The sequence below is a fragment of the Alteromonas sp. ALT199 genome, assembly GCF_018619335.1.
Classification (GTDB): Bacteria; Pseudomonadota; Gammaproteobacteria; order Enterobacterales; family Alteromonadaceae; genus Alteromonas.
In genome coordinates this window covers 11,684-35,168 of sequence record NZ_JAHHDX010000077.1, presented here as the reverse complement: position 1 = coordinate 35,168, position 23,485 = coordinate 11,684, and the positions used below count along the sequence as shown (strand labels likewise).

General features: G+C 45.3%; 16 protein-coding genes and 1 pseudogene. 11 read left to right on the top strand and 6 right to left on the bottom strand.

What is annotated here, in order from left to right; all coding sequences use genetic code 11:
* Positions 1-40 precede the first annotated feature (40 nt).
* Positions 41-2,967 (bottom strand): annotated as a pseudogene (locus KL866_RS07920) (TonB-dependent receptor).
* A 505-nt stretch (positions 2,968-3,472) separates the two neighbouring features.
* Between KL866_RS07920 and KL866_RS07915 the strand changes: the two are divergent.
* From KL866_RS07915 to KL866_RS07890, 6 genes are all read left to right on the top strand, one after another.
* The gene (locus tag KL866_RS07915; protein WP_214994459.1) at positions 3,473-4,240 is read left to right on the top strand and encodes an SDR family NAD(P)-dependent oxidoreductase; all 768 of its coding nucleotides are present in this window, start codon (positions 3,473-3,475) and stop codon (positions 4,238-4,240) included.
* 50 nt (positions 4,241-4,290) lie between these two features.
* Positions 4,291-5,535, top strand: coding sequence for an Nramp family divalent metal transporter (locus KL866_RS07910; protein ID WP_214994457.1), 1,245 nt, complete (start codon positions 4,291-4,293; stop codon positions 5,533-5,535).
* Between the two features lie 9 nt (positions 5,536-5,544).
* Complete coding sequence (locus KL866_RS07905; RefSeq protein ID WP_118492376.1) at positions 5,545-6,036, top strand: gluconokinase; 492 nt, start codon at positions 5,545-5,547, stop codon at positions 6,034-6,036.
* Positions 6,037-6,085: 49 nt separating this feature from the next.
* A complete protein-coding gene (locus KL866_RS07900; protein WP_214994451.1) occupies positions 6,086-8,332 on the top strand; it encodes a polysaccharide lyase 6 family protein in 2,247 nt (748 codons plus the stop codon).
* A 110-nt stretch (positions 8,333-8,442) separates the two neighbouring features.
* Positions 8,443-9,561, top strand: a complete 1,119-nt coding sequence (locus KL866_RS07895; protein ID WP_214994449.1) for an adenosylhomocysteinase — start codon at positions 8,443-8,445, stop codon at positions 9,559-9,561.
* A 138-nt stretch (positions 9,562-9,699) separates the two neighbouring features.
* A complete protein-coding gene (locus KL866_RS07890; RefSeq protein ID WP_051511216.1) occupies positions 9,700-10,941 on the top strand; it encodes a Xaa-Pro peptidase family protein in 1,242 nt (413 codons plus the stop codon).
* A gap of 26 nt (positions 10,942-10,967) precedes the next feature.
* On the opposite strand, the gene KL866_RS07885 is transcribed toward KL866_RS07890, so the two are convergent.
* Together KL866_RS07885 and KL866_RS07880 are read right to left on the bottom strand one after the other, a co-directional pair.
* Positions 10,968-12,671, bottom strand: coding sequence for a protein adenylyltransferase SelO family protein (locus tag KL866_RS07885; protein ID WP_214994447.1), 1,704 nt, complete (start codon positions 12,669-12,671; stop codon positions 10,968-10,970).
* Positions 12,672-12,790: 119 nt separating this feature from the next.
* A complete protein-coding gene (locus KL866_RS07880) occupies positions 12,791-13,348 on the bottom strand; it encodes a DUF1439 domain-containing protein (protein ID WP_025254181.1) in 558 nt (185 codons plus the stop codon).
* Positions 13,349-13,588: 240 nt separating this feature from the next.
* Between KL866_RS07880 and KL866_RS07875 the strand changes: the two genes are divergently transcribed.
* On the top strand, positions 13,589-16,744 hold the full coding sequence (locus tag KL866_RS07875; protein WP_214994445.1) for a VPS10 domain-containing protein: 3,156 nt from the start codon (positions 13,589-13,591) through the stop codon (positions 16,742-16,744).
* A 74-nt stretch (positions 16,745-16,818) separates the two neighbouring features.
* On the opposite strand, the gene KL866_RS07870 is transcribed toward KL866_RS07875, so the two are convergent.
* The 3 genes from KL866_RS07870 to KL866_RS07860 are packed head-to-tail and all read right to left on the bottom strand — an operon-like array spanning position 16,819 to position 19,607.
* On the bottom strand, positions 16,819-17,835 hold the full coding sequence (locus KL866_RS07870) for an ester cyclase (protein WP_214994443.1): 1,017 nt from the start codon (positions 17,833-17,835) through the stop codon (positions 16,819-16,821).
* Between the two features lie 11 nt (positions 17,836-17,846).
* Complete coding sequence (locus tag KL866_RS07865) at positions 17,847-18,851, bottom strand: cupin domain-containing protein (protein WP_025254185.1); 1,005 nt, start codon at positions 18,849-18,851, stop codon at positions 17,847-17,849.
* 15 nt (positions 18,852-18,866) lie between these two features.
* Positions 18,867-19,607 carry an SDR family NAD(P)-dependent oxidoreductase gene (locus KL866_RS07860; RefSeq protein ID WP_025254186.1) on the bottom strand — a complete coding sequence of 247 codons (741 nt, stop codon included), beginning with the start codon at positions 19,605-19,607 and terminating at the stop codon, positions 18,867-18,869.
* A 120-nt stretch (positions 19,608-19,727) separates the two neighbouring features.
* Here KL866_RS07860 and hisD point away from each other — a divergent pair, with 120 nt between their 5' ends.
* From hisD to KL866_RS07840, 4 genes are read left to right on the top strand one after another with little or no spacing between them, the layout of a single operon-like run.
* Entirely contained in the window at positions 19,728-21,005 is a 1,278-nt protein-coding gene (gene hisD, locus KL866_RS07855; protein ID WP_025254187.1) for a histidinol dehydrogenase, read from the top strand.
* Entirely contained in the window at positions 21,006-22,028 is a 1,023-nt protein-coding gene (locus KL866_RS07850; RefSeq protein ID WP_025254188.1) for a LacI family DNA-binding transcriptional regulator, read from the top strand. It begins immediately after the preceding gene.
* Positions 22,021-22,728 (top strand): alpha/beta fold hydrolase, encoded by a 708-nt coding sequence (locus KL866_RS07845; RefSeq protein ID WP_214994441.1) that lies wholly within the window; start codon positions 22,021-22,023, stop codon positions 22,726-22,728. The genes KL866_RS07850 and KL866_RS07845 overlap by 8 nt, the downstream gene beginning before the upstream one ends.
* The gene (locus KL866_RS07840; RefSeq protein ID WP_025254190.1) at positions 22,721-23,467 is read left to right on the top strand and encodes an HpcH/HpaI aldolase/citrate lyase family protein; all 747 of its coding nucleotides are present in this window, start codon (positions 22,721-22,723) and stop codon (positions 23,465-23,467) included. The genes KL866_RS07845 and KL866_RS07840 overlap by 8 nt, the downstream gene beginning before the upstream one ends.
* Positions 23,468-23,485: the final 18 nt, after the last annotated feature.

Here is a 23,485-nt window from a genome sequence, read left to right as displayed (position 1 = left end):
GCAGCACACTACAGCGCCATTAAGAGAGGCGGTACGCTTCTTACCAGCGCCCGCGCACTCCAAGGGTAAAGCGACGATCAGATTCGCTGTAAAGCCAAATGCTATCCAGTTCAGAAACTTGGGTGTAGGGTTCCGCCGTAAGGTTTACCGCATTGGCGACTAAGGTGATGTTCTCGTTCACGTCATAACTTGCGGAGAAGTCAAATTGACCCCGTGCATCGCGATAATTGTTGCCAAGTGTTGGGTCAAAGAACGGCTCATCGGGGTTAGTTCTATTGTAAATACCTGTGGCTAGCGCGCCAACTGGACGAACCCGTTTTTCGTCCTGTGAGTCTAGATATTTGTCACGCCAGTTATAGGCTAAACGAACTTGGAAGCCCCCGTGTTCCCAATAAATTTGACCATTGAAAGTGTGATTAGAAATATCCAATAAGGGGTTGCCATCAGGCTGTTCACTGTCTGCATACGTATAGTTTGTGCTTATGCCAAGCCCAGACCACATGCCAGGTAAAAAGCTGAACTGTTGTTGATAGGCAAGTTCTACCCCAGCAACTTCACCACTCCCGCCGTTTACGTCAGTATCGATAACAATGCCCGTGAGTCCTGCATCACGTTGGGCTTCAACGTAGGCAAGGTCCTGATCGCCCGTGACATAATTCACATCAGCTTGGCTAACACCAGCCGTGTCGAGTAGGCATACATTGACGTATTCAGTAACATTCTGCCCCTCTACTGTGTCTGGATCTGCTACACAAGAGCTGCTCGCGACGGTGAATGATTCTACGTCTTTATAAAAAATAGCAGCTGATACCATACCACCTTCGCCAAAGTAGTGTTCAGCAGAGAAGTCGTACTGGGTCACTCGATACGGGTCTAGCTGATAAGAGCCTTGCGTGCCTGTTACGAGTGAATTATCAACGCTAAGTGCTGGGCTTAATTCTCCAAACTCAGGTCGCCTCATTACTTTAGCCGCAGCGAATCGCAGTATTGTATCGTCGGTGAGCGTGTACGTGACGTTTAAGCTTGGTAGAAAATCTGAATAGTCGTACTCGCCGCTTTGGTCAAAGGTGTTAGAGGTTAAGTCAGTTTTAACATAACGCGCACCTACCACAGCAGTTAGAGCGTCAAAGTCTAAATGAAACTGCGCATATAGGGCTTGAGTTTCTTCGTTAATCTGCGCGTAAGAACCCGTGTTTCTTACCATGTTGTCAGCTAACGAGCCCGTTAGCTCCATGTTACTGCCTTCCAGCATTTGCTGAACTCGGGCATAGGTGCCGTCAATATCGTACGCTAGCGCTGCCCCGTCATAAACATAATAGTGGGTAAGTGCATTGTTGCCGGCAATCCCGCTTTGGTCGAAGGAATTACTGTGGTTAATTTCTTTAAATCCACCAAACGCTTCATTGAATTCATCGACCCATGTAGGGGTAACAACGCCATCATAAGAAACACTGGTTTGCAGGTTCTTTAGCTCGCTTCCATTATTCCTAAGATCAAAGCGGTCCAGTTCATAGTCTCGGTCTGTGGTACGAACGCCAGCTTTAACCTTGGTTAAAAAACTTAAGCTTGAAAAGGGTTCTAAGTACTCAGCATCGAAGCGAATAGCCGTTTCTTCATTTTCTTCATAGTAGCGTTGGTGCGTAAACTGCCTAATTGCTAGGTTATTTGGATCTAATAACGCATCTGGGTCGGAAAAAGCGATTCCTGGGACTTGGTCACCGTCACCAAGCATGGTAATGGTAAAAAGATGTTCGGTAATTGTTCCATCTTCTTCATATTGAGAGCGGGATATAGGGCGAAGGTTAAATTCGGATTTTGTACGCAAGCTCTCAGACTTAGTATAGGCAATTTCTCCGGATATCTTAAGCTTATCGGTAATAAACCATTCACCGCCTAATGCGTTAGATGTTGACTCGTTCGTTGTGAAGTCAGCCCAGGTTTTCGGCTGAACAAATACGCTGCCTGAGCCAAAGTTTTCCAGCTGACCCTGCGCATCGTCGTAAGCATCATCAAGTATTAAGTCACCATAATCTTTGCTGTCGTTGAGAACAGAATAAGCCTCTTGTCCTCCATCAAGTTCGGTGGTGTTAATGTCTAGATAAACAAATGCATCAGTATCTTTAGGCGCCCACTGCAACGAAACGCCATAAGCGGTTCGTTCTCGCTGCTCTGTTTTTTGCTCTACTGTGTTTTGGCTGCGAACAAGGTAATTTCCACTAGGTGTATTGGCTTGATCACTTGTTCCATCACCATCTAAATCTAACTCAGTAGGCGTTACAAGATTAAAAAATTCATCTCTTCTTAGTGTTCGATCTTGATAAGACATGAACACCGAAGCCCCAAAAGTACCGGCATCACCCAAATCCCAGTTGGTACCAGCGGCACCAGAAAAAACCGGCGCCCAGTTCTTGCTTTATCCGCATATTCGCCGTCAAGCGTAAAGGCAATTAAGGGCTCAGAAAGCTCTAACGGCCTAACCGTTGTCATATTAATGGTGCCGCCCAAAGCGCCCTCTATCATTTCTGGCGTGGGAGACTTCACAACTTCAACGGTTTTTAGAAAGCTTGAAGGGAAATCAGCTAAACTTATTCCACCACGCCCGCTGCCTGAAGTAGAGCGTCCATTCAACTCTACTCGGTTTTGCGAGATACCTCGTATAGTGACAGATTCACCTACGCCAAATTCACGGCTTATTGAAACGCCAGTAATACGCTGTAGGGCTTCGGCAATATTGTTATCAGGCAGTTTACCAATATCTTCTGCAACGATAGCGTCAACTATACGAGAATCGTATCGCTTAAGACGGGCTGACTCTGCAATACTGCTGGCAATGCCTCGTACTTCAATAACCTCTACATCGCTGGTTTTCTCTGGCTCTTGCGCTTCTTGAGCAACACTCGCTGACGTGAAGCCAACACTTGTGGCAGATAAAATGGCAAGGGTGAGTTTAGATAATTTCTTGTTCATTTCGCTTCTCCGAAAAGCTGGTCCGCTTAATACCTCACAAACCCCGAATTAAAATTTCATGTGAAGTTTTATTTAACTAAACCGGTTTAGTTTTTGTTTTTAAAAAATCCCGCTTTGCAGGATATTTACAATAAAGTTACATTTGAGGTGGGTTTAGTCAACATTATTTTTGTTTTTAGCGCGTTTTATTTTCGTTCCCACGTTAGTTTTCTTTACTAAATGTCTGATTTTAATGTTTATTTGTATTTTTTTGACGGTTATAAAAGCATCAAACTTAATGGCTTTATCCAAAAGTCTAACAATATTAATTATTTTTCCATAAATCTTTTTCATTTTTAAGTATATGAATTTTATGCATATTCGTCTTTCACCAGCCGTTTTTTTATGTTTCTTTAGTGTTGCTTATGTGTTGTCATTTTGTTGACATGGCATTTCGCTGTGTTAATTTGAATCTATACTAAAACGGTTTATCAAGTGGATTTTCAATGATAAATAAGGAGTCAATGTGAATTCTTTATCTGGTAAGAAAGCATTAGTTACTGGCGGCGCTAGCGGAATTGGTGGGGCCATTTCTTCTGAGTTAGCAGCCCAGGGGGCAACAGTAATTGTGCATTACTATCGTTCCGAAGACGCGGTAAAAGAGTTGCAAAAAGAGGTGTTGGAATCGGGAGTTGGAGAAATAATCCCTGTTCAAGCCGATTTAACAAAAGAAGAAACAGTGAATGAGTTTGCTAAAACCATCCTGGGTTTAACGCCTTCTTTAGATGTTTTGGTAAATAACACCGGAGATCTCGTAGAGCGCCATACGCTAGATGATATAGACAATGCGTTCTGGGAAAAAGTAATGGCGGTAAATGTCACCTCAACCATGATGGTTAGCCGTGTTCTTTTACCCCTTTTAAAATCTGCAAAAGATGGTGCATCGATAGTGAATTTATCATCTCTGGCGGGGAGAAAAGGGGGGCATGGCGGCTCGCTTGCGTATTCAACGTCCAAAGGAGCGGTACTCACGTTCACTCGTTCATTGGCCTCTGAACTTGCGGGTGATGGTATCCGGGTAAATGCGGTTACACCTGGCCTTATATTGGGAACGCGCTTTCATACAACCCACACCACCGACGAATCAGCGAATAAAACCATTAGTGAAATACCTTTGAAACGTGCGGGAAATCCGCGAGATGTGGCTCGCGCCGTGGCCTTTTTGGCATCGGAATACAATGGGTTTATTACAGGCGCCACCTTAGACATTAACGGTGGTGTATACATGGCGTAAGCCTGTCTAAGCTTTATGCGTGCCGAATAAATTATAAAAAGAGGTATACAATGTTGCCGATTCTCAAAAAGCTAATGGCATTCGGGCCGGCGTTCTTTGCAATAGGTTACACCATAGGAACTGGTAGCGTTACATCTATGATAGTGGCAGGTAGTACTTACGGAATGTCGCTATTGTGGGTTTTGTTTCTAAGTTGTTTGTTTTCAGGAGCGCTCATATATGCCTATGGTAATTACGCCATAGTCACTGGCGAAACAGCACTTTACGCGTTTAAAAAGCATCTCAAGTTTGGGCGTATTATCGCTATCTTAATTATAGTTGGTGTGACATTTGGGCAATGGAACTCACTAATGGGTATCCTCGGCATATCTTCAAATATCATATTTGAGATGCTTGCGCTTTATTCTCCCTCGCTTAATCAATACAAATACGAGTTGGTATTGGGCATAGCTGTGTCAGTCATCGGCATTATGTACGCCATTATGCTTATTGGAAGGTATTCTCTTTTTGAAAAAATACTGGTGATGTTTGTATCGTGCATGGGGCTTTCTTTCGTATTCTCACTCATTGTGGTGCGCCCGCTTCCTGTCGAGGTCGTTGCTGGGTTTGTTCCTTCAATACCCGATGTGCCGGGCGGAAAGATGATGGTGGCGGCGTTCGTTGGCACGACAATGGCCGCTGCCACGTTTTTATCTCGCCCCTTGTTTATTCAAGGAAAAGGGTGGGGCATGGCTAATCAGGGTCAACAAAAGAAAGATGCAATTGTTGCTGCTATTTTGGTGTTCATCATTAGTGCATCGGTCATGGCGGTTGCCCATGGTGCACTGTTTCACGAAGGGAAAAAGATTACTCATGTATTAGACATGGTAAATGCTCTGGAGCCTATAGCGGGAAAAACGGCGCTGACTGTGTTCTTTTTCGGTACCCTAGCGGCAGGGCTTTCCTCTGTATTCCCTTGTTTGTTGATAGCCCCCCTTCTTATTGCAGATTATCGCTCAGGAAAGCTAGATACCAAGTCAACACAGTTCAAAGTGATAACCGGAATTGCGTGCTTGGTGGCGCTTATTATTCCTGTTTTCGGTTTTAACCCGATAAAAGGGCAAATACTTTCTCAGGTATTTAATGTGTTCGTACTGCCCTTAGTGACTTTGGGGATCTTAATCCTGGCTAACAAGAAAGTATTAATGAAAAACCACGCGCCAGGTAAGTTGCTTAATACCCTGTTAGTGATGGCATTTATTTTCGCGGTCGTCATTTCAGCGAATGGTGTAGTAGCGCTTTTTGAGCAAGTATAGGATTTTTGTATGTTGATTCTAGTTGCAGGCGTGTCAGGTACAGGTAAGTCTACTGTCGGTAAAGCACTTGCCGACAATTACTCACTTCCGTTTTTCGACGGCGATGATTTTCACTCTAAAGCGAATATAGACAAAATGCAGCGGGGAAAAGCGCTTAATGACGAAGACCGAATTCCTTGGTTAGAAGCGCTTTCCGATTTACTTAGTGAACATGATAAAGCAGAGGGAGCGGTGCTGGCGTGTTCGGCACTCAAAGAAGCTTACCGCAATATACTAAGCGCGAATAAAACTTTGCCTATTCATTGGATAGTGCTTACTGGCAGTGAAGCTTTGTTGGCTTCAAGGCTTTCTTCTCGTAACGACCACTTTTTCGATCCCAAATTGCTGCGTTCACAGCTAAATACTTTTCAGTTGCCTTACTATGGAAAGCATATAGATGTAGCAATGCCGGTAGATGAAGTAGTTCATAGTGCTATTGAATTTATAAATCGAAATGTTTAACGCCTCAACCATTTAAGGCTGTCAGCGTTGTTAATAACAAGGTTAAAAAATGAATCATATATTGGTAAGTAAACTAAATATTCTGGGTGTGGCGCTGATGCTGTTTTTTAGTAACTCAGTATTTGCCACTCTTGTTTCTAATATTGAAGAGTTTAATCAGACGGTAGAAACGGCAAAGCCCGGCGACACTATTACCCTTGCTAACGGTGAGTGGGCAAACGTTGAACTTGTATTCAAAGGCGAAGGCACTGAAAGGAAACCTATAACCCTAAAGGCACAAACGCCGGGAGAGGTGATAATCACCGGCCAGTCTAACTTAAGTCTTTCAGGCAAATATCTAGTGGTTGATGGGCTGGTATTTACTCGGGGGTATACACCCACAGGTGAGGTAATTGCATTTAAAACCTCGCCTACAGAGTTGGCGAGTTATTCTCGCTTAACGAATGTTGTTATTGACGATTTTAGCCACCCCGAGCGCGAGCTTTCAGATTTATGGCTTGCGATTTATGGCAAACACAATCGTATCGACCATAACTCGTTTATTAATAAGCGTAACCGTGGGGTAACGGTTGCGGTGAGAATGAACTCGAAAGAAAGTCGAGAGAATCACCACGTTATAGAGTACAACTACTTCGGCCCTAGACAGGTTCTAGGTGCTAATGGTGGCGAAACCTTACGTATAGGCACCAGTCACTTTTCTCGCGAATATGCCAATACACTAGTGCAGTACAATTATTTTGATCGCACCAGTGGTGAACATGAAATCATCTCTAACAAATCAAGTGGCAATACCTTTTTAGGCAACGTGTTTTATGAAGCGCAGGGCACATTAACAATGCGTCACGGGCATTACACACGAGTTGAAAATAACTACTTTATTGGAAATAGAAAGCCAAATACGGGGGGAATTCGCATCATTAACGAACACCAAACCGTAAAGAATAATTACTTATATGGACTAACGGGCAGACGCTTTCGCGGTGCGCTTGTGATAATGAACGGTGTTCCCAATTCACCGCCGAATCGATACGACCCGGTGATTGAATCTGTTATGAACAACAATATCGTTATCGATAGCGACTATATTCAATTAGGTGCGGGTGCAGACGAAGAGCGTTCCGCTCCACCGAAAAGCTCTGAGATGCAAAACAACATTATTTTGGGAAAGTACAACGATACACCAATTACGGTATTTGATGATGTATCAGGCATAAACTTTAAAGGTAATGTGTTAACGCAGACGTCTGAAAACCCAATTGGTAAAGGCTTCACAAAAGCGCCTTATAAAGTAACAAAGAACGAATACGGCTTAATGACACCTGAGCAAAGCTTAATTGACGATATCGAATTTGGGGAAATAAAACTGCCCGTTACGAAAGATGAAGTCGGTGCACCTTATTACGATAAGAAAGAAAGTAGAGTTGCATTTGGAAGCGGCAAAGACATTATGGTTAGTCCAGGTATAGACACCCTTGCTAATGCCCTCGAAAATAGCATGCCAGGCGACACGCTTGTGCTGGAAAATGGTGGAGAATATTTGCTAACCCGTTTCGCCAATATCAACCACCCAGTTACAGTGATGGCAAAGCAGGGCGCTAAACCTGTTATCCGTTCTGAGAAGCCAAGCTTTATCGTTATTCGCAATGGTGGAGCTTTGAACCTAAATAATCTTTGGTTTGATGGCGCCGCTTCGCCTGACTACAAAGGCAATAGCATTATCAGAACCAGTCGTTCTTCAATGAATATCAACTATTCGTTACTTGTCGATAATGTAAAAGTGACAGACCTCAACATTAACGGCTACTTCTACTTTTTTAAAGCCTACCCAGGTACATTTGCTGATGAAATAGTTATTGCGAATTCTGACATGAGTAACATCACAGGCGCCATTCTTTCGCTTAATAAAGAGACGGAAGATCTCGGCGTTTACAGTGTTGAGAACCTTACGATAGAAGGCAACACCTTCACCAATGTAAAAGAGGAAGTGGTGACAGTGTACCGCGGGGGCTTTGATGAAAGCACTTTTGGCCCTATGGTAACGGTAAAAGGTAACAGGCTGAAAAACGTTGGTAAAGGTAAAACCCATAGGACTGGCGCTTCTATGTATTTCCACGGCGTGCAAAACCTTCATATCGATGATACGACTATTACCGACAGTGCACCAATTTCGCTTTACTTAACTAACGGTGAACCCATTACCGTCATTGAAAATGTATCACACATAAATACGCCTAAAATTAAGGCTAACAACACACAATATAACGTTGATAACGTTAGCTACCAAAAAAGCCAATAAAACCAATAAAAGGGCTTTTATCTAAAAAGCCCTTTTATAATCACAACTTGTGAATTGCGGGATACCTGACGTAGTATTGCTGTTCCTAGTTTTCTCAGAGTATCCTTTTCATGTACCAAGATTTTCAAGCAGAGTTGGCGTGGGCCAGCCTGCATATGCCTCGTACTCGTAAGGCTATCGCATCACTTCCTGACCTGTCTAATATTAGGCTTGCCTGCAACATGCATTTAGATTTGAAAATGGCGCCTTTAGTAGAGGGGCTGCTTTCAGGTGGCTGTAATATCTTTTTGACCACATGCAACCCTACTACAGTGCAAGATGATGTGGTGTCCTACCTTGTGGATAAAGGTGCAACAGCCCATGCGTGGCGCGATATGAGCGACGCTGACTGGTCTGAATCATTTGATAAAGCGTTGGCTTGGCAACCCACCCATTTATGCGAAATGGGTGCGGATCTCACCACTCGACTACACGAAAATATAAAAGTAAATAAACCAGTACCAAACATAGTATCGGGCTTGGAAGCAACAGGCTCTGGCATCAACCGGCTAAACGGTATGGCGCCAAACTACCCCATTTTTAACTGGGATGATTTGCCAGTAAAAGAAGGGCTTCACAATAGACATATGGTGGGCTTAAGCGCTTGGCAAACCTTCTTCCAAACTACCCATCTAACCCTGCACGAAAAAGTAGTGGTTGTTATTGGTTATGGCTTGGTGGGGCAGGGCGTTGCTGCGTCGGCGAAAGCTTACGGGGCGCAGGTCCAAGTAGCAGAACTGGACCCAGCAAGAGCGCTCCAGGCGAAATACGACGGTTGGCCAGTGGTTGATTTAAATGAGGCTGCTAGCCAAGCCGATGTTATTGCCACTGCTACTGGCGCCTATGGCGTAGTCAGTTCAACTCATTTAGACAGTATGAAAGACGGGGCGTTTATTTTGAATGTGGGTCACGTAGCACAAGAGATTGATGTGCCATACCTAAAAAATAACGCTACCCACAGTGAGCCAATGCCTTATGTAAATGCCTATAAACTGGGCGATAAAACACTGTATCTACTCGCTGATGGCTCTATGTTTAACTTAACCGCGGGCTATGGCGACAGCATCAATGCGTTTGACGTAACCTTAGCCGTTATGGCTGCAGGCATTGGCTTTATTGTGAATGAAGGTGCGACAAGTGAGAAAGGTTTGTACTTACTTCCAGAAGCCGCGTGGAAAAGTGTTCTGTAAAAGTATAGCGGATAATAAGCAAGTGTTTATCTTCATGTACACTGTATAAAAGGTCTAGCCACCTTGGCTAATCTCGACATTCCTATTGAATGTTGTACAGTGAGCCCGTTTTAATAAATCTATAGTTAAGGCGGGCTAATGAGCACTCCGATAGAAACACAGCTAGGCGAAAAAATAGGTACGGGAATAGGTACAAAAACACCACAGCAGGCACTAGATAGCCTTAGCGACATGGCAGGCGATCTAAGTCCCATTTCACTTTCAGAACATAAAGCTCGCATCGCCAAAGCCCAGCGTTACATGCAACAGCATGATATTGGCGCGTTATATCTAAACGCGGGTGCTAATTTAGCGTATTTCACAGGCATGCAGTGGTACGCCAGCGAACGTTTAGTCGGTGCGCTTTTGCCTGCAAAAGGTGACATTGTATATCTTGCCCCTACGTTTGAAATCGACTCGTTAAACGAGCTTAAATTAGTAGAAGGCGAGATTATCGGTTGGCAAGAACATGAAAGCCCATACGCGCTTGCCATCTCTATGTTGAGCGAGCTGGATACAGCGGGTGGCAGCAAGCTGGGTGTTGATGAGTCTACGCAGTTTTTTATTGTAGATGGTCTTAATAAACTGCTGGAACAACCATGGCAAATCATCAATGGTGCTGAGGTAACAGCGCACTGTCGCATGTATAAATCTAACAATGAACTAGCGCTCATTCAGCGTGCTATGGATATGACTCTTACTGTGCACAAAGCCACTGCCAGTATGCTTTATGAGGGCATAACTACGACAGAAGTTGAAGCATTTATTAACGAGGCGCATAAAAAAGTAGGCGCCAGCGGTAACTATTTTTGCATTGTGCTTTTCGGAAAAGCGACCTCGTTTCCCCACGGCGTTAAAGACCCACAAGTATTAAAGAAAAACGACTTAGTATTGATTGACACTGGTTGTAAGGTACACGGTTACCTCTCTGATATCACGAGAACCTATTGTTTTGGTGAGCCAACCGATAAACAACGCGCAATGTGGGAAAGCGAAAAACGTGCGCAGCTTGCTGCATTTAACGCTGCAGAAGTCGGTGTACCCTGTGGCGATGTGGATAAAGCTGCCCGAGATAGCTTAGCGAAAGATGGCTTAGGGCCTGACTATAATTTGCCAGGCTTACCTCATCGAACGGGTCATGGTATTGGTATGGATATTCACGAATGGCCGTATTTGGTCAAAGACAATCCCCATCCATTGGCATCTGGCATGTGTTTCAGTAACGAGCCTATGATAGTGGTGCCGAACGAGTTTGGCATACGTTTAGAAGATCATTTTTATATGACCGAAGATGGCCCTGTCTGGTTTACTGAGCCCAGTGAATCTATCGATTCACTGTAACTAGACTGAATTGAAGCTGCTCTTTGTTACGAAGAGCAGCTGTAGTGCGCAACACCGCCAGCACTGAAAAATTCAAGTGGGCGCAGTTGGTAATACTTATTCTCTACCTCTTCAGTTTGCTCATCATAAGGCGCGGTAAGTATCTTCTGAAGTTCGTGAACTTGGGTAAAGTCACTTTTCTCGGCGGCTTTGTAAGCAGGCACAATAAGCCACTCGCGCCAAGTGAATTTAGGGTTAGCTTTGCGCATATTCTTTGCTATCGCAGCAATAGCGTTCTCCACATCACCTTGTTCTTCTGCGTCCGTTTCAATGCGCTCACGCCAGGTTTGTAGCCACGCTTCCCATTCTGTCATTACCTCTGCTTTAGGCGGGTAGTAAAAGCTCTTCGTCAAACCTGCCATATCTTCAGGTATCGAAGATAGCTCTCGGAAAAACATATTGTAGTCGGTGCCTGTGCGCAGCATTAATTGCAGAAGCTTGATAAGCAAGTCGTGGTCGTAGCTCGCAAGGCCGAGCTTTGTTGCCCACATGCTTTCCATTGCGCTTTCCATAACGCCAGAAAAACCGTCGTTAATATTGTTAAGCTTAGAGAGCTGTTCACTGTTGCCTTCAAGTAGCGTCATCAGTGAGCGACAGAACATATCAAAATTCTTTTGCGCGGCGATGGGCTGGTTTAAAAACGAGAAGTGACGCCCCCCGCCTGTCCACGGTTGGTAGTCTGCTTCAAAAAATTCACAAAAGCCGAATGGCCCGTAATCCAGTGTAAAGCCGCCTGCGGCGCAGTTGTCGCTATTAAAATTGCCCTGACAGTAACCTACTCGAACCCAACCAGAAACAAGACGAGTTAATCGGTCTCTGAATAGCGCAGCCAGCGTTACCACTTGTTCGTCAAATGGTGCAGTTGTGTCTATTTCACTTGCGTATTCTCGCGCAATAAGGTGTTTAACAATGGCTTCTAGTTCGTTTAATGCTTCGCTGTGTTCGTTACATCGTGCGCGCCTAGCAAAAAGCTCAATTTGGCCAACGCGTAAAAACGAAGGGGCTACGCGGGTGGATATGGCTGTTATGTTATCGACCATCACTTCAGGTTCATAGGAATGAGAGCCTTCGCGATACCAGGGTCTGTCTACAGTGTCTGTTTCAGACATAAACAAACTAAGTGAGCGTGATGTAGGGATGCCTAGCGCGTGCATGTGCTCTTGCACTAAGAATTCGCGCACGCTAGAGCGCAATACGGCTCTTCCATCGGCGCCGCGACAATAAGGCGTGCGACCCGCGCCTTTTAACTGCATTTCCCAACGCTTGCCGTTAAATACCGCTTCAATGATAGAGATTGCGCGGCCGTCACCGTAGCCGTTACCCGTTCTAAACGGGCATTGCTGTGTGTACTCCGTACCATAAATAGAAAGTGCGTAGCCAGTTGCCCAACCAAAAGGCTTCATAGGTTCAGGTACTGCTGACATGTCGCCTGAAAACAGCTGGGTGAAATCTTCAGATGTAGCTAAGCTATCGTCTAAGCCTAGTTCGGCAAATAAGATCTCGCTGTGCGCAATATATTTGGGTGAAGATAATGGGGTCGGAGTAACCGGCACATAGTGACCCGAGAAAACTTGGCGCGGACCATGGTCGTTACCATCACACGTCGACTGCGGGTCTGGGGTAAGGGTATTTAGTAATGAATAATCCACGTGCTTTGCAAATTCATCTAGCGTTTTGATACGTTCTGTCACTATGCCTGCCTATTTCACTAAAGCGGAAGTTTGTTCTTTGGCGTCGAGGCTTCACCTACCTTAGTATGGCTGAAGCACTCGACGCTCGGTACACGACAATTGGTACGGTTACACAATGATTATTGTTTAGGTCGAAGCGCAAGTTTTCCTTGCTCAACGGTTAGCTGTAAAGGCACGGTTGAAAGTACGTTTACCGCTTTGTTTGCAGGGTCTAAGCGATAAACCGGGTTCGATGCTAAATAACCGTTGATTAGCTGCATAAATTCGCCACTTACAGGTGCTAAGTTACCTTTAAAACCGCCTGCATCAATGGTGCTATCAAGTAGCGACAACGAGCGCACAAATATCGCCTTTTCCTCACTGTCGTAATAAGGCGTGCCTTCTAATGAAAGGCTGACCTTAGCTGGGTAGTTCAAACCGAAGGCACTTACGCGAGCCGTGGCAATTGCGCCTAGCTGAACCACGTCTCTGCCATCTGGTCCAATGGTCGCTGTCATATCTTCCACATCCAAATAAAGAGGGATACCAGCAAGTGAGGTTTGCTTTTGTAGCTTACTCAATTGGCTATCAAGCACTTGTTCTAACTCGGCATTAGAAACCGTGTAAACCGCTAACTGAGAAAGGGTTGCACAGCCTGTAAGCGTAATAGCGAAAGCTATAGAAAGTAGAAATCTCATAAAAAAAGTCTCTTTAGTAATTAGGTGTGGAATAACACAGCGCGAGTCACTAATGCTAACGCTATCACAACAGAATGCATTCATTGTAAGGGCTGAGGCAACAGATGAACAACGAAATCGTGAAAGAGGTAAGAAAAAGGCACGCCGGACAACCAGCAAAAACTTTTGCCATAACGCCTGTAACAAAGCAGTATAAGAAACTCTTCTTATTAAAAATAAAAACACGACAAGGCACTTAATATGGTTTCTAAGAGACTGGTTTCTCGGAAAATGGTGGCCGCTTTTGCTATTTGTGTAAGCGCACTTTCTAGTTTCTCGCATTCTGCATTCGCACTTGAAGATACGGTTAACCCCGAACTTTTCGATAAAATGGAGTATCGCTTTATTGGGCCTTATCGCGGTGGGCGCTCGGTGGCGGTTACTGGGGTTGAAGGTAATACCAACCTTTATTTTATGGGCACCGCAGGTGGCGGTGTTTGGAAAACCGAAAATGCCGGTTTATCTTGGAAAGCTATATCCGATAAAACATTTAAAGTAGGTAGTATTGGCGCTATAGCGGTTGCCCCGTCAGACCCTAACGTCATTTATGTAGGCACTGGTGAAGGTCCTATTCGAGGTGTAACTACTAGTCACGGAAAAGGTGTTTATAAATCTACAGACGGCGGTGAAACCTGGAAGCTGGTGGGTTTAGATAATCGCGGGCAAATTCCTAAAATTCGTATCCATCCTACCAACCCAGATATAGCTTGGGCAGCAGTGCAAGGCAATATATGGGGGCCGAACGAAGAGCGCGGTATATTCAAAACGACGGATGGCGGTGAAACATGGCAGCATGTGTTAAAAGTAAATGCTGATACCGGCGCTGCCGATTTGGCGATAGACCCAACTAATCCCAGAATTCTCTATGCCAGCATGTGGCATCACGGCAGAACGCCTTGGTTTATTAAATCAGGCGGTGAGGGCGGAGGTCTATACAAATCAACAGACGGCGGCGAAAGCTGGGACAAGCTAGAAAAAGGGTTACCTAAGCTTATTGGTAAAGTGGGTGTTGATATTGCTGCGTCTAACCCTAAGCGCCTCTATGCCATTATCGAGGCTGATGAAGGCGGCTTATATCGCAGTGACGATGCGGGTAAGTCGTGGTCGCTAATGAACGACGACAATATTCTTAAAGCCCGCGCGTGGTACTACAATCATATTAAGGTTGACCCTAACGACGAAAATACCCTGTATGTGATGAATGTGCAGCTGCATAAATCCATTGATGGCGGTAAAACCTTCGAAATCAAATCTTTGCCCCACGGTGATACCCACGATATGTGGATAAACCCGGAAAACAGCTTGAACATGATAAACGCTAACGACGGTGGCGCAACCGTCACCTTCGACGGTGGTGAATCCTGGTCGAGCATTTACAACCAGCCAACGGCGCAGTTTTACCGCGTTATTACTGACAACTTAAACCCTTACTATGTTTATGGCGGGCAGCAAGATAACTCGACCATGGCAACGCCTTCTGAAACCTGGGGTGACGGTATAGGAATTGAAGATCAATTTGCTGTGGGCGGCGGTGAAAGTGCGCATATTGCGTTTAACCCTGACGATCCCACTCTCATTTATGCTACTACTATTAACGGAACATTGACCGAATATAACCGCGATACTGGGCTTACGCGACCTATTATGCCTTACCCTGAATATGTGTTTGGCAGAAATGCTCGTGATCAAAAGTATCGCACCAACTGGAATGCTCCAGTGATAGTGTCAAAGCACGATCCTGACACAGTCTACTACGGCACGCAGATGATCTTAAAAACCACAGATCGCGGTGTTAACTGGCAAGAAATCAGCCCAGACTTGACCCGTAACGAGCCTGAAAAGCAAGGCTTAAACGGCGGGCCGATTACCAATGAACAAGCTGGAGCTGAATACTACAATACGGTTTTCTATATTGCAGAATCAGCGGTTAACAAAGGCGAGCTTTGGGTGGGAGCCGATGACGGTAAGCTTCATATTACCCGTGATGAAGGTAAAAACTGGAAAGATATTACTCCTCATAAAAAAGAAGCGCAGGTAAATGCTATTGAACTTAGCCCTCATGCACAAGGTAGAGCTTACATTGCGGTAGCAGGTTATAAGTTAAATGACTATACGCCATACATTTACAAAACCGACAACTACGGCAAGCGCTGGAAGCGTATTGACGAAGGGCTACCAAAAGAGGCCTTTGTTCGTGTAGTGCGCGAAGATACAGAGCGCGAAGGTATGCTGTTCGCGGGTACAGAAAGCGGCATGTTCATTAGCTTCGACGACGGTGAACACTGGCAAGAATTAGATTTAAACCTTCCGCCTGTGGCGATTACAGATATGCAGGTAAAAGGTGACGATCTAGTTGTAGCAACCCAAGGGAGAGGCTTTTGGATTTTAGGCGACATTAGCCCATTGCGTGAAGTGCACAAATCTCTTGATGACGAAGCACTGTTTCAGTTTGAGCCCGTAGATGGCGTTCGTTTGCTATCTGGCGGCGGCATGACCGACCAGCCACAAGCGAAAAACCCGACACGTGGCGCTACATTCCGCTATTACCTGAAAGATGCGTTAGAAGAAGAGCAAACGCTGCGAATTGATATATTTAATGCAGATAACCAGCTAGTTCGCACACTGTCAACGGCGCCTAGTGCATTTGAGAAGTGCGCGAAGGGTAATGAAGACGTTCGTAGCCCTATCAAATTTAAACACCCTAAAGCAAAAGCGGGTTACAACGAATTTGTATGGGATCTTCGCCGTGAGCCATTAAACTGTATTGAGAACGTAAAACTGTTTGGCGGTTGGAACGGCGCCCGTGTTATGCCTGGCGACTATAAGGCGAAAATCACAGTAGGTGAACAGGCACAAACCCGCGCGTTTAAAGTGCTTCCAGATCCAAGAGAAGAAGCAGATGAAGCGCAGCTTCAAGTGGTTGAAAAGAGTATTCAGGCTACAGAAACCTTACTGAATGATTTGTTTGCATACCTGCAAAAAGCCCGTGACGTGCGAGCACAATTAAACGGCGTTTCGGGTAATAACGTAATGCTGGCAAGCGATGTATCGGCTTCAATCGAGCGCATTGTTAGTGCAATCGACGACTGGGAAGCTTTAGTTATTCAGCCTAAACACCAAACCTTTGAAGACGACATTAACTGGCCAAATATGCTCGACAGACAAGTACGTTTCTTGATGGATAACTTCGACAGAACAGGGGCGCCTGCACAAGCTGGTGCGCTAAAACGGTTAGAAGACTTAGAGGCAAAGTGGCAGCAGTATAAAGTACAGCTAGAAACCTTGTTTGGCGAAGAAGTGAAGCCATTGAACGAAAAGCTCTCAAAGCAAGGCGCGTTTGATTTAGAGAGTTTGTAGACTTGGGGCAAACCCATAAAAAAGCCCCGTATTACATAGTAGTAATACGGGGCAAAAAGCATCTTTAACGGGAGTTATCGATACTTGTTACGGGTCAACTGTTTAACTCGGGCGAATACATCGACACCAAGCTGACGGTATACGTGAAGTAAGTCTATTAGCACCCAATTCTCGCGTATTATGCCGTTCTCATTGCGCCAAAAATCTAAGCTGCGCATAGTGATAGGCTTATCGTTTGGCACAATACCCAGCCATCCATCGCCTGAAATAGTCATGCTCATGCCAGGCCAGCCAGTGAACCCGACGTAATTATTTTCGGAAAACAAATGGCCGTTTGCGGGGTCGCCCACGCGGTTAGGCATGCCGTTTAAAAATGCTTCTTGATGGGTATTGCGAAAGCCTTGAATACCGCGTCCAGTACCAATACCAGAAGGGCCATACCAGTTTGATTTAGGGTGCCAGTATTTGCCTAGGTTCATGGCTGCAACACCGCCTTCGGCGAATTTTCCTAAACTATTTAGCATATCAAGCACAAGCTGATGGCTCTGTGCGGTAAGTACCTTGTTTTCTTCAAACAAGTGTATTCCGTCTTGGGTTGCTGGCCCCGGCACATGCCACTCGGTGCCTAAGCTTGGACTAAATGGCCAGCACTTTGCCTGCATCATGACTTCAGGCAAATCCCAAATGGCTTGAACTTCTACTATGGTGTCGCCTTCAAAACGATAGAATTCATGAAAGCGCATGTGAATTTGATCGCCAGTGGCAGGGATGTCTAACCAGGGCTTTTCAAGACGCCCAGTGTAGTACCCACAGCATCCTAACCAGCGCAATTGCTTGTCGTCCTCGCCAACCATTATTATGGTATCGCGTCGCTCAAGATCGGGGACAGATTCCAGCAGTGGCGCATACACCTTGTCTAGCATTTCGCGGTGGCCTGTCATGTCATCAAAAGGCACACAAAACTTAATGGCGGCGTCCCTTGAAAAAAGCGTATCGCCAAGCGTTTTTAGCTTTTCGAGGTCAAAATCGTACTGTGCTTCTCGAAAAGAAAGGAACGCTTTTTTCAGTGCAATATTTGAAAAAGTAGACATCGAATTTGCCTCTAATCTATAAATTGTGGGGCTTTGGCCGTGTCACCACGTCGGGTTACATAGATTAATGCTACCTCATTACCTTGCTGGGCAAAACTGCGTGCTGCGCCTATAGGTGTGGTAAATGTATCGCCCTTATTAAGAGTAAGCGCTTCGCCGTCGACAAGCATTTTGATGCTGCCGTCTTGCACATACACCACTTCTTCCTCAAAGCGTTTATGCGTAGTAATAAAAGCACCCGGCTTGAATTTGAGGGCGCGAACGCAGAATCCATGAGACCAATTTAGCTTTGTTTCACCAAGCTTTTCATCGGCACTGGTAGGGCCAATAAGCGGCGCTTCTAATACGTCGGTTCCTTGAGTTAATGCCGTGTTGTTGCTAAACGGAAAATCAGCTAAACGCACTACACACTGCTCTAACGCTTCATCATCAATTACGCGGTGTTGCGCTATTTGTTCTGCCGATGTTTTTGGCATAGGCGCAACGCCTTCAGGCATTTTTTGCCCCAGAGTAGTATCAACTAAACCACCGTTTTCGAGCAAGACAAGCCCATAGTCGCTGGCCATATCAAAAACTTGAGGGGCCCAAAGCACACGACCTGGATCGTCTTGTCCCAATACTGCGTAAAGGTATCCCGTGCCGTCGCCTACATTTTCAAAACCGCGAAACAAATCCATAGGAATAGAAATAATATCGCCTTCTTCCATACGCACTACAGCATCGGTACCTTCTACGCCAGTAGTAAAGTGCCAACTACCTTGAGACACAACAAATACTTCTTCGGTTAGGTGGCTATGCTGCGAGTTAAGGCAGCCAGGAGGCTGACGAGCCCCGCCAATATTAAAGCCGTGTGGAATAGCAATGTGAACATGTTGGTCCGGGTTTTCGGCGACACCAGGGCCAATTATAGTGAAGTTCTCTTTTTGATCACTGCCTGGCGAGCGCGTATCGATAAACGCGTTGCGGCATGGGATTAATTCTTCATAGCGGACTAAACGCTCGGATAATACTGACACAGTGATACCTCGTATTTAATGGGCGGTCCAACCGCCATCGACTTTAAGACAACTACCCGTGGTGGTCATAGACAATTCACTAAGTAGAAATATGCACGCGTTAGCAACGTCTTCGACGCTGCCTAAACGTTGTAAGGGAATGTTGTTCATCACCATTTCAGCAAACGCTGGTTCTTGAAGCATGGGCTCGGTCATTGGTGTTTTAATAAACGTTGGTGCTACGCTATTGACGCGAATGTTATTCGGCGCCAGTTCCACAGCCATGGCTTTTGTTAAGCCTTCAATTGCGTGTTTGCTTAAGCAATAAAGCGTGCGGCCAGGAGAGCCGACAAAGCCCATTTGCGATGACATGTGAACAATAGATGGTGCCTGACTTTTAAGCATTGGCGTAATGGCTGCCTGCGCAACTTTGTATGCAGAGCGAATATTTAAATTCAAAATATCGTCAATATGCTCATCGCTCTGTTCTTGCATTGGTGCAACGCGGTTCGTTCCGGCGTTATTGATTAATCCGTGAAGAAAGGGAAGTGCACGGATCTTTTCGTAAAGTGCCTTATCTTGAACATCTCCCACCCAAAAGCTAAGTCTTTCTGAGCTCTCGTCCTTAAGCGCCACAAGGTCACTTTCGGTTCGCGCCACAGCAATAACATTTGCACCACATGCGTCAGCCAATAAAGCACACGCTTTACCAATACCTTTACCCGCACCTGTAACCAAAATTGTCTTGTCTTTTAATAGGTCATGAGAGAAAGCCACATGTCACCTCAAAATAATAATTGCATTCGAAGTCATTCTTATGTAATTTTTGGTGAAGATCAAGATAAATGTTTGTTCGATTAATGTAACATCTCATTCACCTTTGTAGAGGAATAGACCGTGATCAAGTACTTGAAGCAAGGCAAGCAGGCTGAAGAAAAAGCAATTGATAATCAAAAAGTTAAAGGTATAGTTGAAAATATAATTAGCGATATCGAAAAGCGTGGAGACGAAGCCGTTTCGCAATATTCTGGTCAATTTGATAAATGGACTCCGGAGTCTTTTAGGTTGAGCCGTGAGGAAATTGATGCATGTTATGAGCAGTTAACCGAACAAGAGATTAGCGATATCAAATGGGCGCAGAAACAAGTTCGAAACTTTGCGACCATTCAGCGTGAGTCAATGAAAGACGTTGAAGTTGAAACACTGCCCGGCGTTGTGCTTGGTCACAAAAATATTCCGGTAGATAGTGTGGGTTGTTATGTACCAGGTGGTAAATATCCGCTGGTGGCTTCAGCACATATGAGCATTGTTACGGCAAAAGTGGCTGGCGTGAAACGGGTTATTGCTGCTACTCCTCCATTTCAAGGTAAACCTGCACCAGCCGTAATTGTAGCTATGGACTTGGCGGGTGCTGATGAAATATATACCTTTGGCGGCGTACAGGCTATTGCCGCTATGGCAGTGGGTACAGATACTATTGAACCGGTAAGTATGATAGTTGGGCCGGGCAATGCCTTTGTGGCGGAAGCCAAACGCCAATTGTTCGGGCGCATCGGTATTGACCTTTTTGCGGGCCCAACAGAAACGTTAGTTATTGCTGATGACAGTGTTGATGGCGAATTATGTGCGGCGGATTTGCTAGGGCAGGCTGAGCATGGGCTTAACTCTCCGGCCGTGTTGCTTACCAACAGCGAGCAACTTGGTAAAGATACCATAGCCGAAGTAGAACGCCAGTTGACTATTTTACCTACCGCAGATGTAGCCTCTGTCGCATGGCGAGATTACGGTGAAGTCATTGTATGCGACACCTATGATGAAATGTTAGAGGTAGCGAACGACCTGGCATTTGAGCACGTTCAAATTATGACGAAAGACGTTCCGTACTTTCAAAAGAACATGCGTAACTTCGGTGCACTGTTTTTAGGCCCTGAAACCAATGTATCTTACGGCGACAAATGTATTGGTACAAACCACACTCTACCCACGAAGGGCGCAGGTCGTTATACTGGAGGCCTATGGGTTGGTAAATTCTTAAAAACCTGTACATACCAGCGTGTTACACAAGAAGCCTCAGTGATGGTTGGCGAGTATTGTTCACGTTTATGTGCAATTGAAGGTTTTGCAGGTCACAAAGAACAGGCTGACATTCGATTACGTCGTTACGGAAAAAAATAATTGAATAAAAAAAATAGGGTGACGTCATATGACGTTGCCCATGCAGCAGGAGTCTCTCAGTCGGCAGTGTCGCGGGTATATCGCCCGGGCGTTAGCGTATCTAAGAAAACCCGTGAAAAAGTGCTAAAAGCCGCAGAGGAGTTAGGCTACAAACCTAACGCCATTGCACGCATGTTGATAAACCAAAGCACGGGCATGATAGCGGTAATTATTTCATCGCGAGCCAATGTGAACTTCCCCGAAGTATTGGCACAGCTAAATAAACACATTGCTGAGAAAAACAAGCGGGTGCTGTTATTCACCCTTGATGACGCAGATCAGCTAGAAACGGTTATTGAGCAAATATTAGCGTATCAGGTCGACGGTGTAGTAGCGCTTACAGCGCACTTCGAACCCGACAGTGTCACGCAGTTTGCTAAACACAACATTCCAGTGGTGTTGTACAACCGTGAGCTTCCTGATCACAGTGTAAGCTCGGTATGTTGTAACCATGACCAAGGCCTTCGCATGTTGGTGGATATTCTAGTCAATCATCATCACCAGCACTTTTTAATTATGGCTGGGCCAAAAGATTCTGATGTGGCCCGCGCAAGGTTAAGTGGTGCGAGGAATGCCTTACTATCTCATGGGTTTACCGACACTAACGTGGTTTATGGCGACTATAGCTATGACTCGGCAAGAGAGTGTTTAAGTGCATATGCTGACAAAAATGCACTTCCTACTGCAATTATTTGTTCCAACGACACAATGGCAATTGGTGCCATTGACGAAATACGGGAAAACCTGAATTTACGGGTACCTGAAGATATTTCAGTTGTTGGGTTTGATGGTATTAGTGCTTCTTCGTGGCACAACTACCAGCTGACTACCGTAAGTCAGCCAACCTATTTCATGACAAAAGCAGCAGTAGAAACCCTGGTTAACTTAATTGAGAGCCCTGATGTACCGCCAGAGACACGCTACTGGCCGGGCAAGCTCATTGAAGGAAACTCAGTGGCCGCTGCGCCAAGAGACAATGAGTAAACTATTATTTATACCCGGAACCCTTTGTAACGGAAACGTTTTTACCAACCAAATAACTACCTTAACTAATGCTGGTCATCAGTGCATTACCTTAGAGTATGACCAGCATGACAACCTAAGCGATGTTGCCAGTCACGCGTTACGTCTTTTTGATGAAGGCGAGCCATTCAGCATTTGCGCCTTTTCGATGGGCGGTATGGTGGCGTTTGAACTTTTAGCGCACGTTCCCGAGCGAATTGAAAAAATAGCATTGCTAGACAGCAATGCGCACGCTGATAAACCTCAAGGAAGAGCAGTCAGAAGCGAGCATTTAAACTATGCCATTTCGCATGGTCTAGACACACTTATTCACGACCAGTTTGGCGCCGTATATCTGCATAAGCCCAATGAAGCACTGATGAGTTTAATTGCTCAGATGGCACTGGATACGGGAGTTGAACGCTATAAAGCCCAGCTCGAAATTCTTGCAACACGCCCTGATGCTAGCGAGCTTTTAGCTAATTGCGCACATCCAATGCTGATAATTGGCGGTTGCAACGATGTGCTTTGCCCGCCTTCAGAACAGCAAAGAATGCATAACCTGGCGGCAAATAGCGAATTGGTGCTGATTGAAGACGCGGGTCATTTCGTAATGCTTGAGCAAAGCGCAAAAGTGAACCTGCATTTATACAATTTTTTCGGAGGTGCGGCACATGCTTAAACACACAATTAAAAGCAAGCAAAGCCTTTTGGGTACGTTCATAAAAACGCCCCATTACAATGTAATTGAAGTATTAGCGCACTCTAGCATGGACGTATTGTGTTTAGATGCTGAGCATGCGCCATTTGCAAGACACGATTTAGACACCTGCATTCTTGCGGCTAGGGCAGGGAACATGCCTGTTTTAGTAAGAACACCAAACGATGCGCCAGAAACACTGCTAAATGTGCTGGATATGGGCGCAGACGGTGTAGTTGTGCCACATGTGAAAACGGCGGAGCAGCTAAGTGCCATCGTAAGGCATTGTCACTACGGTGCAGGTGGAAGAGGCTATGCAGGCTCAAGCCGATTTGCAGGCTACACGACAAAGCCACTGAGCGAAAATCTAGAAGCGGGCGAGAACATTACCATTGTTGCTCAGCTTGAAGATTTAGACGCGATTGACAATATCGAAGCGATTGCCCACGTTGAAGGTGTCGATTGCTTGTTTATAGGTCGAATGGATTTAACCGTAGCGCTAGGCGAAACCAGTGCAGACGCCCCAAAAGTTAAGCAAGCGGTTGAGCACTTAGTTGAAGTGAGCCACAAAGCTGGAAAGGCCACGGGCATGTTCGTGGGTAACTTAGACGAGCTGGCCTACTGGAAAGAAAAAGGCGTTTCTCTGTTCTTATTAGGTTCTGACCACGGCTTTATGCTAAGTGGTGCCAAAGCATTACGCGAGACGTTTGATAAGGCGTAAAAAGTCGGAGTTATACTT